The following is a 13,620-nucleotide window of genomic DNA, read 5'->3' on the forward strand; positions in this document are numbered from 1 at the left end:
ATCCACGAAACGGCGGGGCCCGCCGTTTCTGTTCGGGTACGATATGGCGGGCCCCGCCACTTAGCAAGCCCGCTCAGTGCTCAGCGATCCTGGAGGTGACGCCATGTCCGAGCGGCTGCGCTCCGACGCCCGGCGCAACTACGCGCGGATCCTCGCCGTGGCCGAGGAGGAGGTCGCGGCGCGGGGTGCCGGTGCGTCCCTGGAGCAGATCGCCCGCACCGCGGGGGTCGGCTCGGCGACCGTGCGCCGTCACTTCCCCACCCGCCGCGCGCTGTTGGAGGCGGTGTCCCACAAGCGGATCGACGCCCTGGGCGCCCGCGCGCACGACCTCGCCGCGCACGACGACAGCCGTACGGCGCTGCTGGAGTGGCTGAGCGAGGTCGTCGCCTACTGCGTCTCGGCCCGGGGGCTGGCGGCCGCGCTCTCCTACGACGGTGCCGGGGCCGACCCCGTGCACGAGAACTCCTGCTCCGCGACGCTCGAAGAGGCGGCGGGCCCGCTGCTGCGCCGCGCCGTGCGGGACGGCGCCGTGGGCGCTGGCGTCACGGTCGCGGACCTCATCGCGCTGAGCGTCGGCATCGCCCTGGCCACGGAGCACCACGCCGACCCCGCGGCCCAGGCGGAACGGCTCTTCCGGCTGACGGTGACGGGGCTGCGCCCTGAGGCGTGAGCGCTGTGAGCTGAGCCCTGAGGCGTGAGCCTGCCAGGTGAGCCCGACGGGAGTGAGCCCCGACGGGTCGGTCTCAGAGCTCCTGGGCCCCGGCCCCCGCGCGGCTTGCCTCTGACGCCGGTGTGAGCTTTTAGCGTGGTGCGCGTCGGCACTCGCCGATCATTCAGGCCGTGTGGAAAGGCAGAACGTCATGCGCGCAGTCCGCTATCACGAGTACGGCGGTGTGGAGACCCTCGTGGTCGAACAGGCGCCGGACCCGCATCCCGGGCCCGGTGAGATCCGGGTCCGCGTCGCGGCCGCGGGCGTCAATCCCGTCGACTGGAAGGTGCGTTCCGGCGCGGTGCGCGAGGTGCTCCCCGTGGACCTGCCCGCCATTCCCGGGCGGGACGCCGTCGGCGTGGTCGACGAGACCGGGGCGGACGTGGCGGGGGTGAGCATCGGGGACCGCGTCTTCGGGCTGGGCGGCGTCACCGGTGCGACGGCGGAGCTGGCCGTGCTCTCGGCCTGGGCCCACGCGCCCGGCGCGTGGAACGACGAGCAGGCCGCCGGTGCGGGTCTGGCGTCCGTGACCGCGATGGGCGGGCTCCGGGCGCTCGGTCCGCTACGGGGGCGCACCCTGCTCGTCGAGGGCGCCGCCGGGGGCGTGGGCAGCGCCGCGGTCGAGATCGCGGTGGCTCAGGGTGCCACCGTGATCGGGACGGCCGGTGAGCGCAACCACGAGTTCCTCACCTCCCTCGGAGCCGTCCCCACCACCTACGGCACCGGTCTCGCGGAGCGCCTCGCGGGCCTGGCCCCGGACGGGATCGACCTCGTGCTCGACACCGCGGCCTCCGGCTCCCTCGCCGACCTCGTCGCGATCGCGGGCGACCCCGCCCGTGTGGCGACGGTCGCGGACCACGCCAACGCGCAGCGCCTGGGCGTACGTCTGGCCAACGCGGAGAACGACTCCACGCTCCTCGCCGAGGCGGCCGCACTCGGCGGGCAGGGCCGCTACACGCCGCGCGTCGAGCGGACGTACCCCCTCGAACAGGCCGCGGAAGCACACGCGTACGGCGAGCGCGGGCACATCCAGGGGAAGATCGTGATCCGCGTCTGACGGCTCGGCCGGCCCTTGCCCTCCAGGGGATATTCGGTACCGTATATACGGCACCGTACACAAGGAGGGCCCCATGAAATCCGGCTTCGTCGCGTACCACTACCCGCACGCCTTCTACCGCGACGAGTTCGCCCCGCGGGTCGAGGCGGTCGCGCGGGTCTTCCGGACCGTCCCCGGGTGCCTCTCGGCCGACTGCTGGCTCAGCCACGACGGCGAGTCCGTCGTCTCGATCGTGACGACGGAGTCCCCGGAGGCGCTCCAGAAGGCGTTCGCCACGGTCCGGTCGGAGGAGACACGGAAGACGCTCGAAGCGGAGTTCGGTCCGACGCCGGAGGGTGAGGACGACGGCACCGACACCGAGCACTTCGTCCGCCCCCACGAGATCCACTGGCTCGCCGGGCTCTGAGCCTGTTCCCCCGGCCCGGCCCGGCCCGGAGCGCCGCTGAGTGCGGCGAGCGCCGCTCAGAGGCTCGCGAAGAGGCCGTCGAGCGGGGCCGGTGCCCGGCCGGGGGCGAGGGCGTCCACGAGGAGGGTGCCGTACCGGATCTTGCGGCCCTTCCTCGTGCCGAGGAACCGCCTCAACTGCTGGTCCCGGGGCCGGCCGTGCTGCGCGGGCTGGCGCAGGAACGTCCGCCAGGGGCGGCGGTCCACCTCTTCGCCCTCGACGATCTCCTCGACGGCCGCCGTGCCCAGCGCGCGGATCAGCTCGTCCTCCAGGTCCGCCACGCAGACGAAGATGTCGCGCCGCGGGGCCCGTGCCCGCTCCAGGCCGCGTTCGTAGAAGCCCCGTTCGCGCTCGTCGCACAGCCCCGTCAGGCGCAGTCCGAGGCCGGGCGGCCCGAGGAGACCGGCGTACCGGCCGACGCTCATCGCGCCGCCCATCGGCATCACGCACACCCCCTCGGCGGCCAGGTCCCGGCCGCGCCGCGCGGCCAGCGCCTCCACGGCCGCGGCGTCGCTCAGCCCTTCGAGCAGCACCGCAGTCCGTACGCCCACCCGCGCCGCCAGCTCTTTCGCCTGTCCGCCGGGGCCACCGGCCGCCCAGGCGCTCACCTCTTCCCGGAACGCCCGCATGTCAGCCATGGAGCGAGTCTGCACGCCCCGCGACCGCACGGCACGCCAATATCGGACGGCCCTTCCCGGGCCCCGTGCTCCCGCGCCCGGTCACGCCTCGGACGCGGAGTCCGTCAGGAGTTCCTGGGTGCCGAGAACGGTCAGGAGGGCGAGGCGTTCGGCGTCCTCGGTGCCGGGCTCGGCGGTGTAGACCATGATCCGCAGGTCGCTGCCCGCCACGGTGAGGATGTCGCAGTCCAGCGTCACCGGGCCGACCCGGGGATGGTCGATCGTCTTGCGCGAGGACGCGTGACGCCCGGCGGCGCTCGCGTCCCACAGCTCGGCGAACCGCGCGCTGCCCGCCCGCAGTTCGGCGATCAGCGTCCGCAGCCGCGGGTCCGCCGGGTAACGCTCGGCGGCCGTACGCAGGTCGGCGACGAGCGCGGCCTCGTGCGCGCGTTCGTCCTCCGGCGTACGCCGGGCCGGGCTGCCGGGGCCGAGGAAGTGCCGCCGTACGCCGTTCCGCTCGTCGCCGGGCCCGGAGGAGCGCGGGGGAGGGGCGCCCATCAGCGCCGTGTAGGGCGCGTTGGCGACCAGCAGGGTCCAGGTGGCGTCGAACACCGCGACGGGCGTCTCCGTCAGCCGGTCCAGCAGCCGCTGCACGCTCGGCGTGAGACGCGCGGGGACCGTCTCAGGCCCCGGCGGTACGAGCCCCGCCAGCCGGAACAGATGCGTACGCTCCTCGTCCGCCAGCCGCAGCGCCCGCGCCAGGGCCTCCACGACCTGGGCCGAGGGATGGGTGGCGCGGCCCTGTTCGAGCCGGGTCACGTAGTCGACGGAGATCCCGGCCAGCAGCGCCAGCTCCTCGCGGCGCAGCCCGGCCGCGCGCCGCTGCCCGCCGCCCGGCAGCCCCGCCGCCTCGGGCCGTACCCGGTCGCGCCAGCGGCGCACCGCCTTCCCGAACTCCGCCGTCGCCATGCGGACAGTGTGCTCCTCCGGCCGCGCGCCTGCCTGGTACCAGGAGTCCCAGGAAGCCGGGACTCCTGGCTGGGCGGGCCGGGACGGCGGACGGTGAGGGCATGACGAACACACTGATCACCGGAGCGAACAAGGGCCTCGGCCACGAGACCGCCCGCCGCCTCGTCGCCGCGGGCCACACCGTATACATCGGCAGCCGGGACCCCGAGCGCGGCCGCCGGGCGGCCGAACGCCTGGGCGCGCGGGCCGTACAGCTCGACGTCACCGACGACGCGTCCGTCGAGGCGGCCGTCAAGACCGTCGAGGCCGAGGGAGGTCTGGACGTACTGGTCAACAACGCGGGCATCGAGGCACGCGGCGAGCAGAACGAGGTGGCGGGGGCCGCCGACCTCACCGCCGCCATGATGCGACAGGTCTTCGAGACGAACGTCTTCGGCCCGGTGCGCGTCACCCACGCCTTCCTGCCGCTCCTGCGCCGCTCCGCCTCCCCGGTCGTAGTCAACGTCAGCAGCGGCCTCGCCTCGCTCACGCACGTCACCGAGCCGGGCCACCCCGCCTCCGCCTACCCGGGAGTCGCCTACCCGTCCTCCAAGACCGCGCTGAACATGGTCACCGTCCAGTACGCGAAGGCCTTCCCGGACATCCGGATCAACGCCGTGGAACCCGGCTTCACCGCCACGGACCTCAACGGGAACACCGGCACCCAGACGGTCGAGGAAGGCGCCGAGATCATCGTCCGCATGGCCCGGCTCACCCCCGAAGGCCCCACCGGCACCTTCGTCGACGCCTCGGGCCCGCTGCCCTGGTAGTCCGGCGGGCCTAGCGCGGCAGTTCCACCGACAGGCAGGGGGAGAGCGCGGCGAGGAAGCCGGGGGCGTCGAAGGCCGCGCCCGCGGAGGTGACGCCGGACGCCGTGGTCCGGCCGTCGAGGAGGCGGGTGACAGCCTCGACCGCGAGCGGCGCTGTGACGGCGTAGATGTCCTGGCCCCGGGCGACCGCGCGGCGTTCGGCGGTGCCGCGGCGTACGACGGCGTCGACGAGGAAGGTCTGCGCGGACCGGCCCTGTCCGTCCGCCGCCGCCGAAGCGGACGGTGCCGGGGTGTCCGGGGCGACCACGTCCCCGGCGGCCTCGACCGTCATGTACGTGCGCACCTCGGGGACGGACAGGTGGCTGGGGACGGTGACGATGTCGGCCATCGAGAACTCGCCGACGACGGCGCGCGTGCCCAGCGGTTCCGGGAAGTTCCACTTCTGGTGCGGCGGCTCGCCGTGCAGGTACTCCAGCCGCCCGTCGGCGTACCGGACGCGCCGTCCGCCCCGCCGCTCCCGGGAGACCGCACCGGCGGCGCGGGTCCCGGCGGTGGGGTGCCAGCTGTCCAGCCCGTACGCGACGTGCGCCTCGTCGGCCGCCGTCCAGTCGCCCGTCGCGGCGGTGACGAGCAGGTCGCCGAGGCCGCCGAAGAAGGCCATCGCCGGTACGACCGCCACGCCCGCGTCCCGGGCACGCGCGTCGAAGTGGGCGAACGTGTCGGCGTTGGCCTCGATCTCGGCGGCCACGTCCACGTACGGGATCCCGGCGCGCAGCGCCGCCTCGATCACGGGGGCGGCCGTCGAGGCGAAGGGCCCGGCACAGTTGATCACCGCGGCGGCGCCGGAGAGCGCGCGGTCGAGCGCGGCGGGATCGTCGACGGACGCCGGACGGACGTCGGGTCCGGCCCCGGATTCCGACTCGGCCATCGCCGCGAGCTGGGCGGCGTCGCGGCCGGTGAGCAGCGGCACGAACCCGCGTTCGCGCAGGTGCGTCACCATGAAGCGCCCGGTGTGGCCGTACGCGCCGTACACCGCGACCTTCTGACCCGTGTCCCTCGATGAATCGTTCATGGCGAACATCCTTACGGGCGTGGCAGGTTCCGACGAGTGTCTGGAACGACGTGACCCGTACAATTCCAGACGTGGCCACTGTCGCTCTCGCCGTCACCGACGGCATGCTGCACTTCGAACTGTCCCTGGCGTACGAGGTCTTCGGGACGGCACCGCCCGGTACCGTCCGCACGGCCGCGCCCTGGTACCGCCTCAGCGTCTGCGGGCCGGACGCGGTGACGGTCGGCCGGTTCCGGCTGGAGCCCGACCACGGTCTCGACCAGCTGCCGCGCGCCGACACCGTGATCGTCCCGGGCTGGGCCGACGTCGATGTCGCACCGCCCGCCGAGCTCGTCGACGCCGTACGCGCGGCCCACGAGGCGGGCGCCCGCGTGGCCTCCCTGTGCACGGGCGCGTTCGTGCTGGCCGCCGCCGGGCTGCTGGACGGCCGCCGCGCGACCACGCACTGGGCGCACACCCAGGTCCTCGCCGACCGCCACCCCCGGGTGACGGTGGACCCGGACGTGCTCTACGTGGCCGACGACACCGTCCTCACCTCGGCCGGAAAGGCCGCCGCCATGGACCTGTGCCTGCACCTCGTCCGCCTCGACCACGGCTCGGCGGTCGCCAACGCGGTCGCCCGTCGCCTGGTCGTACCGCCGCACCGGGACGGCGGCCAGGCCCAGTTCGTCACGACGCCCGTGCCCGCGCCCGACCAGCACCAGCCGCTCGCCGCGCTGCTCCCGTGGGTCCTCGAACGGCTGGACCAGCCGCTGACCGTGGAGGACCTGGCCCGCCGGGCCCGCCTCAGCTCGCGCCACCTGAGCCGCCACTTCCGCGCGGCGACCGGCACGACCCCGCTCCAGTGGCTCCTGGTCCAACGGATCCGCCGCGCCCAGGAGTTGCTGGAGACCACCGACGACAGCGTGGACACCATCGCGGCCACCACCGGCATGGGCACGGCCACGACCCTCCGCCGCCACTTCAACCGCACGGTCGGCGTGCCGCCGGACGCCTATCGCCGTACGTTCCGCGCCCGTACGTTCCCCGCCCGTACGTCGGGCGCGCGGCCGAGCTGACGGGCAGCCGCGCCGCGGCGCTTGCCCTCGCCCGCAGTCGCGGACGGCATCGACTTTTGGACAATGTCTCGGATTGGTCTCGGTCCGGCGTGTGGCTGAGTGACCCCGCGCGCTCCGCCCGTACTGACGCATCGAACGCGCCCAACAGGCGTCAGGACCAAGGAGACCGAGATGTTCAACAAGACCCGCAGGACCCGCAGGACCCGCCGGACCACCACGCTGATCGTCTCCGTCGCGGCCGTCGGCACGCTCGCGCTCACCGCGTGCGACGACAGCGGCGGCGGCTCCGGGGCGGCCGAGTCGCCATCCCCCGCGTCCCCCTCATCGTCGTCTTCGGAACGCGGAAACGGTTCCGGTTCGATGGACCTGGCTCTCACGTCCGGCACCGCGAAACAGAACAACGCGCCAGGGAAGACCGGGGACTGGGCCAACCCGCCCGGAAAGCCCGCCACGAAGCCCGTGCAGCGCAAGTGGGTCCAGCTCTCGGCGGCGAAGGCCGGGGACCTGAACCCCGTCGTCGTCAACGGCGGCGGCTTCACGCTCTACCGGTTCGACAAGGACACGGCCTCTCCGTCGAAGTCCAACTGCGACGGCGCCTGCGCCACCACCTGGCCTCCGGTCCTCGTCGACCCGGGCGGCAAGATCTTCGTCGACGGGGTGAAGCCGTCGGCCGTGGGTGTCATCAAGCGCGGCGACGGCACCCGCCAGGTCACCATCGGCGGCTGGCCCGTCTACCGCTTCAGCAAGGACCTCAAGCCCGGCGACACCAATGGCCAGGGCGTGGGCGGCACCTGGTTCGGCGTCACTCCCGACGGCCGGAAGTCCGGCCGCCCGGCGGGCGACGCCGGTCAGGACGGCGGGCAGGGCGCGCCCGCGACCGCGCCCGCGACCAGCGCCATCCTCTTCGACGAGGCGAACTTCTCCGACGACGGCCCCGCCCAGGGCGTCGCCGGTCCCGGCTGCCAGAACGTGGCCCGCCCGAAGGTGACCTCCTCGCTCTCCGCGAGCGGCTCGCTGAAGATCTGGTCCGGCCGCGACTGCAAGGGCGAGTCCAAGACCGTCGATGGCGACGTGGCGGACCTGGGTTCCCTCAACTTCGACAACAAGATCAGCTCCGTCAGGTTCGGCTGACCCGCGCCGAGCGGCATGGCCACCTCAGCGCGCCGGTCCGGCGAGGTCCTGGCCCCCGAGGACCGCGAGCAGGTCGAGCTGTCCGGCGCTGTCCGTACCGACCGCCGGGGTGAACCAGAGCAGCCGCTGACGGCCGTCCTCGCTGAACAGGTTCAGGCAGTTCACCTCGACAAGGCCGAGCACGGGATGGTTGAGGCGCTTACGGTCGTCGCGCCGGAACGCCACCTCGTGCTCGGCCCACAGCACGGCGAACTCGGGGGAGACGCGCAGCAGCGTCTCGACCATCGAGCGGGCCTCGGTGTCCTTCGCGTCGCGCCGTGCCGCGGCCGCGCGGAGATCGGCGACGAACGCGCGGGACTGGGCCCCGTGATCCGCCTCCGGGTACAGGCGCCGCGCCTCGGGCTCCGTGAACCACCGGTGGACGAAGCTGGCCCGGGGCCCCGTCAGCCCGGACTGGTCACCGAGCAGCGCCACGGCGAGCGGGTTCTGTACGAGGGTGACGTGCAGGTCCGTGATCACCTGGGCAGGCGTCGAGGTCAGCCGGTGGAGCAGGTCGAGCATCCCGGGGTGCACGTGCGAGGCCCCTCCGCCGGAGGCCGGAACGGGGCGGTCCGCCAGGTGGTAGAGGTGGTCACGCTCGTCGGCGGTCAGGCGCAGCGCCCGCGCCAGCGCGGCGAGCATCTGCTCGGACGGCTGTGACCCGGCACCGCGTTCGAGCTCGTTGTAGTAGTCCACCGAGGCCCCCGCGAGCTGGGCGACCTCGTCGCGGCGCAGCCCGGGGACCCGGCGCCGGGGCCCGGTGGGGAACCCCACGTCGGCCGGGCGGATCCGGCCGCGCCGCGCCCGGAGGAACGCGCCCAGCTCGGTGTATTTCGCAGAACCCATGCCCTCCAGTCTGCTCCCGGCGGGGACGTCCACCCAGGGGATGTCATCCCCTGGCTGCGCCGCCGGGCACCCCGCAGGGTGGAGGGCATGACGACGCACCACCACACTTCAGGACCCGCCCCCGAGCGGGTCGCCCTCGTGACCGGCGGTTCCCGGGGCATCGGCCGCGCGGTCGCGCGCACACTCGCCCAGGACGGCATGGCCGTCGTGATCAACTACGCCCGCGACGCGACCGCCGCCGAGGAGACGGTCGGCGCGATCACGGCTACGGGCGGCACCGCGCTCCCCGTACGCGCCGACGTGGCGGACGAGGACGAGGTCGCCGCGCTGTTCGACCGTACGGAGCAGGAGTACGGCGGCGTGGACGTCGTCGTGAACTCCGCCGGACGGCTCGCCCTCTCGCCCGTCGCCGACCTCGACCTCGCGGAGTTCGACGCCATCCACCGCACCAACGTCCGCGGCACCTTCGTCGTCGCCCGGGAGGCCGCCCGGCGGCTGCGCGCGGGCGGCGCCTTCGTGGGGTTCTCGACCTCCGTGGTCGGCACGCAGTTCCCGTCGTACGGCGCGTACGCGGCGAGCAAGGGTGCCGTCGAGGCGATGACCCTGATCCTCGCCCGTGAGCTGCGCGGCCGGGACGTCACCGTGAACACCGTCGCGCCCGGCCCCACGGCCACGGACCTGTTCCTCGACGGCAAGACCACCGAGCAGATCGACCAGCTCAGCAAGGCCCCGCCGCTGGAGCGGCTGGGCACCCCCGAGGACATCGCGGACGCGGTCGCCTTCCTCGCCGGTCCCCGGGGGCGCTGGATCAACGGCCAGATCCTGCGGGCCAACGGCGGCCTGGTGTGAGCACCCACCCGTAGACACACAAGTAGACACACGGAGAAATCAGCATGCCTTTCGCCCACTTCAAGGTGCCCGCAGGCACCGTCACTCCCCAGGACAAGCAGAAGATCGTCGAGCGCACCACCGAGCTGTACGCGGAGATCTACGGCGAGCGGGCGCGCCCCACCACCGTCGTGCTCGTCGACGAGGTCGCCGACGGCGGCTGGGGCGTCGGGGGCGGCGTCCTGACCGCCGCCATGCTCAACGGCGACGTCGGCTGAATGCCCCGTCCGGGTCCGCGAGATCCGCGAGGAGGTCCAGGGCACGCCGCGAGGGCGAGCCGGGCTCGGCGGTGTAGACGTACAGGGTCGTGTCGGCGTCGCCCGGAAGGGTGAGCGTCTCGTACTCGACGGTGAGTTCCCCGACGCGGGGGTGGCGCAGGCGCTTGGAGCCGTGGGTGCGCTGATGGACACGGTGCCGCTCCCACCACCGGTCGAACGCGCTGCTGCGTTCCCGCAGCTCGGCGATGAGCGCGGCCGTGGCCCGGTCGCCGGGGTCGCGCCCGGCGTCGAGGCGCAGGCTCTCGACCGCCGCGCGCGCCTGGTCCTCCCAGTCGAGGAAGAGCGCGCGGGCCCCCTCGTCGAGGAACATCCACCGCGCGTAGTTCCGCTCCCGGGGCGGCAGCCGTTCGAAGTCGGTGAAGAGCGCGCACGCCATGCGGTTGGCGGCGAGCACGTCGGCGCGGCGGCCGAGGACGAGCGCGGGCTCGCCGTCGAGCGCGTCGAGGAACCGGCGGAGGCCGGGACGTACGCGCTGGACCTGGAGGTCGCGGGGAGCGGCGGCCGTGCCGAGGAGGTCGCGGAGGTGTGCCCGCCCCGCGGGGTCGAGCGCCAGGGCGCGGCCGAGCGCCTCGACCACGGCGGGTGAGGGCGTGATGTTCCTGCCCTGTTCGAGGCGGGTGTAGTAGTCCGCCGACACGCCTGCCAGCCGGGCGACCTCCTCACGGCGCAGGCCGGGGACGCGGCGTACCCGGCCGTCCGGCGGCAGGCCGGTCCCGGACGGGGCGCGCTGGCCGCGCGCCCGCTTCAGGAAGTCGGCGAGTTCATGATTCTTCTCGGCCACGCCCTCCAGTGTCGCGGACGCGCCGTGCACGCCGTCGGCCCGTGCCTGGCCCTCCGCGTCCTGGGTTCCCCTTTCCTGGGCGGTACGGGGCGTGCTGTGCGGCCCTGCCCGGGCCTTCCGCGCACCAGGCTGGGAGGGCGCACAGCCACCGAGAGGAACGGAAGAACCCCATGAGCAGGATCCTGATCGTCATGTCCGCCGCCGACGTCTGGGAGCGCGCCGACGGCTCCGCCTACCCGACCGGCTACTGGGCCGAGGAACTGGCCGCCCCGCACGAGAAGTTCGTCGAGGCCGGTCACACGGTGGACTTCACCTCGCCCGGCGGCGTGGCGCAGCCGCTCGACCGGCACAGCGCCGACCCGGAGGTCGCCGGTGCGGAGTGCGCCCGTCACGTGGCGCACGCGGAGCGCGCGCTGCGGGAGTTCGGCCCTTTGCTGAAACTGAGCGAGGTGTCCGCCGACGACTACGCCGCGCTCTTCCTCCCCGGCGGCCACGGCCCCGTCGTGGACCTGCACCAGGACGCCCGTCTCGGCCGTCTGCTGACGGCCGCCGACGCCTCGGGGAAACTCCTCGGCGCCGTCTGCCACGGCCCCGCCGCCCTGCTCAGCGCCGTGGACGAGGAGGGGGAGTGGCTGTTCGCCGGGCGGGAGATGACGGCGTTCACCGACGAGGAGGAGCGGCTGTTCGGTACGGCCGAGGGGGCGCCGTGGCTCCTCGCCGCACGCCTGCGGGAGCGCGGAGCCGTGCACTCCGGAGGCCCGGCCTACGCGCCGTTCACCGTGCGCGACCGCAACCTCTTCACGGGGCAGAACCCGGCGTCCAGCGCTCCCCTCGCCGAGGAGATGGTCGCGGCGCTCAGAGGGTGAGGGTCTCGCCGTCCGGGACGAGGGTGAGGGGGACCTCGGTCAGCATCGGCGGGCTCAGGAACGTCGCCGTCGACTGCCGGCCGGTCTCGGAGAGCATCACCTCGTGGATCTGCACCACGCGCCCGGGGGCGAGCGCGCGGACGAAGTCGGCCGCCTCGCCCAGCTTCGTCCAGGGGCCGCTGGTCGGCAGCAGCAGCGTGCCGACCGGCTCCGGCGGGACGTGGTAGGCGTCCCCGGGGTGGTAGAGCGTGCCGTCGACCAGATAGCCGACGTTCGCGCAGCGCGGGATGTCCCGGTGGATCTCGGCGTGGACCGCGCCGTGAACGGCGACGTCGAAGCCCTGGACGGTGAACCGGTCGCCGTCGGCCACCGCCACGACCTGCTCGGGGTGGTCCGCGCGCCAGCGGCCCACCACCGCCTCCGGGCCGTGGACGGTCAGCTCGGGGCGGGCGGCGAGCGCCGCGGCGACGGCGGGCTCGTCGACGTGGTCGAAGTGCTCGTGGGTGATCAGGACCGCCCCGGCCACGGCGAGCAGCTCGGCGGCGTCCGGCGTGAGGGCGCCGGGGTCGATGACGAGTGTGGCGTCGTCCTTCCTCAGGCTCACACAGGCGTGGGCGTGCTTGGTCAGCTCCATCAGGGTGCTCCCGTGCTCCGGTCCGTCATGCGTACAGGGCCAACTGTACAGATTGCCCTGTACAGGTACGGCTGCCGGTTTGGTAGCTTGACCGCATGAGTCGCCAGCCGTCTCCGTCCCCCGAGGGCCCGCATGACGACCCGTACGCCGTCGCCGTCCGGCTGCGTGCCGCGGCGGGCGACCTGGTCCGCGCGGCCCGGGTCGGCGACACGCTGCCACCCGTACAGGCCGCGGTCCTGGACCTGCTGGACCGGCGTGGCCCCATGACCACGGCGGATCTGGCCGCCGCCCGGAAGGTCCGGCACCAGACCATGGCCGTCACCGTCAAGGAGCTGGTCGCGACCGGCCAGCTCGCCGCCGTGCGGGACGAGGGCGACGGCCGTAAGAAGGTCCTCCACCTCACCCCGGCGGGCAGCGGCGCCCTCGACGCCGACCGCCAGGACCGGGTCCGCCGCCTCACCGAGGCCCTCGCGCACTCCCTGGACAACGGCGAACTGCGCGAGCTGGCCCACGCCTTGCCCCTCCTGGACAAGGTCGCCGCCGCCATGGCGCGGGACGCGTACCCAGGGTCGCCGGGGTCGCCGTCCCTTGCGGGCCGCCGAAATCCACTGGCGGGTACGCGCGTTCACGCATGAGCATGGGCGCATGACTGACCGACCCGCGAGATGGACCCAGGCGACCGTCTACCCCGACATGTGGACCGACCCGGACGACGACCCTCGCGAAGGGGAGAGCCCGGAAGGCGAGCTGGCGACGCTCCAGGACTTTCTCACGAACTACCGCAGGACCCTGCGGATGAAGTGCGAGGGGCTCGACGCGGAGCAGCTGTCCCGGCGTTCGGTCCCGCCGTCGACCATGTCGCTCCTCGGCCTCCTGCGGCACCTCGCCGAGGCGGAGTGCGACTGGCAGAACTGGATCACCGACGGCGAGCAGCGCCCGAAGCTGTACGGCGAGCGGGACGCGGACTTCGACGGAGCCGTCGCAGAGCAGGCCGTGGTCGACGAGGCGTACGCGGTGCTGGAGCGCGAGCAGGCCGCGACGGACGCCCTGCTGGCCGGGCACGAGGACCTGGGCGAGCGCCTGGGCAAGGAGCGGATCGCCGTCAGGGAGCTGATGGTGCACATGGTCGAGGAGTACGCCCGCCACTGCGGGCACGCCGACCTGCTGCGCGAGTGCGTCGACGGCCGGGTGGGCCAGTGACGGACGAGCGGCACGCTCCGCTTGCCCTCTCCCTCTCCCCCTCCCTCTCTCGCGAACCTGTTCGAACCGACTGCTAGCGTGTGCCCCGTGTGCGAAGCGGACAAGGTGCGCCGTCGCTGAGAGCGACGGCGCAGCACCCCAGCTCTTCTTGCCGTCGCTCCTGACCCGTGGCCAGGAGCGCCTTCGAGGCGCTCGGAATCCCCTTGTTCCGGAGCGCGTTC

General features: G+C 73.8%; 17 protein-coding genes. 11 read left to right on the forward strand and 6 right to left on the reverse strand.

Annotation, left to right across the window (positions count from 1 at the left end):
• The first annotated feature begins 103 nt into the window (after nucleotides 1-103).
• From ACGF3A_RS17500 to ACGF3A_RS17510, 3 genes are all read left to right on the forward strand, one after another.
• Nucleotides 104-670: a TetR/AcrR family transcriptional regulator gene (locus ACGF3A_RS17500; RefSeq protein ID WP_393730555.1), complete on the forward strand. Its 567-nt coding sequence runs from the start codon at nucleotides 104-106 to the stop codon at nucleotides 668-670.
• 190 nt (nucleotides 671-860) lie between these two features.
• Nucleotides 861-1,766 (forward strand): NADP-dependent oxidoreductase, encoded by a 906-nt coding sequence (locus tag ACGF3A_RS17505; protein ID WP_393730557.1) that lies wholly within the window; start codon nucleotides 861-863, stop codon nucleotides 1,764-1,766.
• A gap of 73 nt (nucleotides 1,767-1,839) precedes the next feature.
• Entirely contained in the window at nucleotides 1,840-2,172 is a 333-nt protein-coding gene (locus ACGF3A_RS17510) for a hypothetical protein (protein ID WP_393730559.1), read from the forward strand.
• Nucleotides 2,173-2,228: 56 nt separating this feature from the next.
• On the opposite strand, the gene ACGF3A_RS17515 is transcribed toward ACGF3A_RS17510, so the two are convergent.
• Both ACGF3A_RS17515 and ACGF3A_RS17520 read right to left on the reverse strand, forming a co-directional pair.
• Nucleotides 2,229-2,849 (reverse strand): TOPRIM nucleotidyl transferase/hydrolase domain-containing protein, encoded by a 621-nt coding sequence (locus ACGF3A_RS17515; RefSeq protein WP_393730561.1) that lies wholly within the window; start codon nucleotides 2,847-2,849, stop codon nucleotides 2,229-2,231.
• A gap of 81 nt (nucleotides 2,850-2,930) precedes the next feature.
• On the reverse strand, nucleotides 2,931-3,797 hold the full coding sequence (locus ACGF3A_RS17520; protein WP_393730563.1) for a helix-turn-helix transcriptional regulator: 867 nt from the start codon (nucleotides 3,795-3,797) through the stop codon (nucleotides 2,931-2,933).
• A 101-nt stretch (nucleotides 3,798-3,898) separates the two neighbouring features.
• Between ACGF3A_RS17520 and ACGF3A_RS17525 the strand changes: the two genes are divergently transcribed.
• On the forward strand, nucleotides 3,899-4,606 hold the full coding sequence (locus ACGF3A_RS17525) for an SDR family oxidoreductase (protein WP_393730565.1): 708 nt from the start codon (nucleotides 3,899-3,901) through the stop codon (nucleotides 4,604-4,606).
• Between the two features lie 10 nt (nucleotides 4,607-4,616).
• On the opposite strand, the gene ACGF3A_RS17530 is transcribed toward ACGF3A_RS17525, so the two are convergent.
• Complete coding sequence (locus ACGF3A_RS17530) at nucleotides 4,617-5,678, reverse strand: saccharopine dehydrogenase family protein (protein WP_393730567.1); 1,062 nt, start codon at nucleotides 5,676-5,678, stop codon at nucleotides 4,617-4,619.
• 71 nt (nucleotides 5,679-5,749) lie between these two features.
• Here ACGF3A_RS17530 and ACGF3A_RS17535 point away from each other — a divergent pair, with 71 nt between their 5' ends.
• Together ACGF3A_RS17535 and ACGF3A_RS17540 are read left to right on the forward strand one after the other, a co-directional pair.
• Entirely contained in the window at nucleotides 5,750-6,736 is a 987-nt protein-coding gene (locus ACGF3A_RS17535) for a helix-turn-helix domain-containing protein (protein ID WP_393730568.1), read from the forward strand.
• A gap of 171 nt (nucleotides 6,737-6,907) precedes the next feature.
• Nucleotides 6,908-7,867 carry a hypothetical protein gene (locus ACGF3A_RS17540; protein ID WP_393730570.1) on the forward strand — a complete coding sequence of 320 codons (960 nt, stop codon included), beginning with the start codon at nucleotides 6,908-6,910 and terminating at the stop codon, nucleotides 7,865-7,867.
• Nucleotides 7,868-7,891: 24 nt separating this feature from the next.
• On the opposite strand, the gene ACGF3A_RS17545 is transcribed toward ACGF3A_RS17540, so the two are convergent.
• Nucleotides 7,892-8,752 (reverse strand): helix-turn-helix transcriptional regulator, encoded by an 861-nt coding sequence (locus tag ACGF3A_RS17545; protein WP_393730572.1) that lies wholly within the window; start codon nucleotides 8,750-8,752, stop codon nucleotides 7,892-7,894.
• An 87-nt stretch (nucleotides 8,753-8,839) separates the two neighbouring features.
• On the opposite strand from ACGF3A_RS17545, the gene ACGF3A_RS17550 reads away from it, so the two are divergent.
• Both ACGF3A_RS17550 and ACGF3A_RS17555 read left to right on the forward strand, forming a co-directional pair.
• Nucleotides 8,840-9,601 carry an SDR family oxidoreductase gene (locus ACGF3A_RS17550; RefSeq protein WP_393730574.1) on the forward strand — a complete coding sequence of 254 codons (762 nt, stop codon included), beginning with the start codon at nucleotides 8,840-8,842 and terminating at the stop codon, nucleotides 9,599-9,601.
• 44 nt (nucleotides 9,602-9,645) lie between these two features.
• Complete coding sequence (locus ACGF3A_RS17555) at nucleotides 9,646-9,858, forward strand: tautomerase family protein (RefSeq protein WP_393730576.1); 213 nt, start codon at nucleotides 9,646-9,648, stop codon at nucleotides 9,856-9,858.
• On the opposite strand, the gene ACGF3A_RS17560 is transcribed toward ACGF3A_RS17555, so the two are convergent.
• Nucleotides 9,839-10,699: a helix-turn-helix transcriptional regulator gene (locus tag ACGF3A_RS17560; protein ID WP_393730578.1), complete on the reverse strand. Its 861-nt coding sequence runs from the start codon at nucleotides 10,697-10,699 to the stop codon at nucleotides 9,839-9,841. The two genes, ACGF3A_RS17555 and ACGF3A_RS17560, sit on opposite strands and share 20 nt — an antisense overlap.
• 170 nt (nucleotides 10,700-10,869) lie before the next feature.
• On the opposite strand from ACGF3A_RS17560, the gene ACGF3A_RS17565 reads away from it, so the two are divergent.
• The gene (locus tag ACGF3A_RS17565) at nucleotides 10,870-11,565 is read left to right on the forward strand and encodes a type 1 glutamine amidotransferase domain-containing protein (protein ID WP_393730580.1); all 696 of its coding nucleotides are present in this window, start codon (nucleotides 10,870-10,872) and stop codon (nucleotides 11,563-11,565) included.
• On the opposite strand, the gene ACGF3A_RS17570 is transcribed toward ACGF3A_RS17565, so the two are convergent.
• Entirely contained in the window at nucleotides 11,555-12,199 is a 645-nt protein-coding gene (locus ACGF3A_RS17570; protein ID WP_393730582.1) for an MBL fold metallo-hydrolase, read from the reverse strand. The genes ACGF3A_RS17565 and ACGF3A_RS17570 overlap by 11 nt on opposite strands.
• 95 nt (nucleotides 12,200-12,294) lie before the next feature.
• On the opposite strand from ACGF3A_RS17570, the gene ACGF3A_RS17575 reads away from it, so the two are divergent.
• Together ACGF3A_RS17575 and ACGF3A_RS17580 are read left to right on the forward strand one after the other, a co-directional pair.
• On the forward strand, nucleotides 12,295-12,834 hold the full coding sequence (locus ACGF3A_RS17575; protein ID WP_393730584.1) for a MarR family winged helix-turn-helix transcriptional regulator: 540 nt from the start codon (nucleotides 12,295-12,297) through the stop codon (nucleotides 12,832-12,834).
• Nucleotides 12,835-12,844: 10 nt separating this feature from the next.
• Nucleotides 12,845-13,399: a DinB family protein gene (locus ACGF3A_RS17580; protein WP_393730586.1), complete on the forward strand. Its 555-nt coding sequence runs from the start codon at nucleotides 12,845-12,847 to the stop codon at nucleotides 13,397-13,399.
• Nucleotides 13,400-13,620 lie beyond the last annotated feature (221 nt).

This window comes from Streptomyces sp. NPDC048172, from assembly GCF_043202595.1.
Taxonomy (GTDB): Bacteria; Actinomycetota; Actinomycetes; order Streptomycetales; family Streptomycetaceae; genus Streptomyces.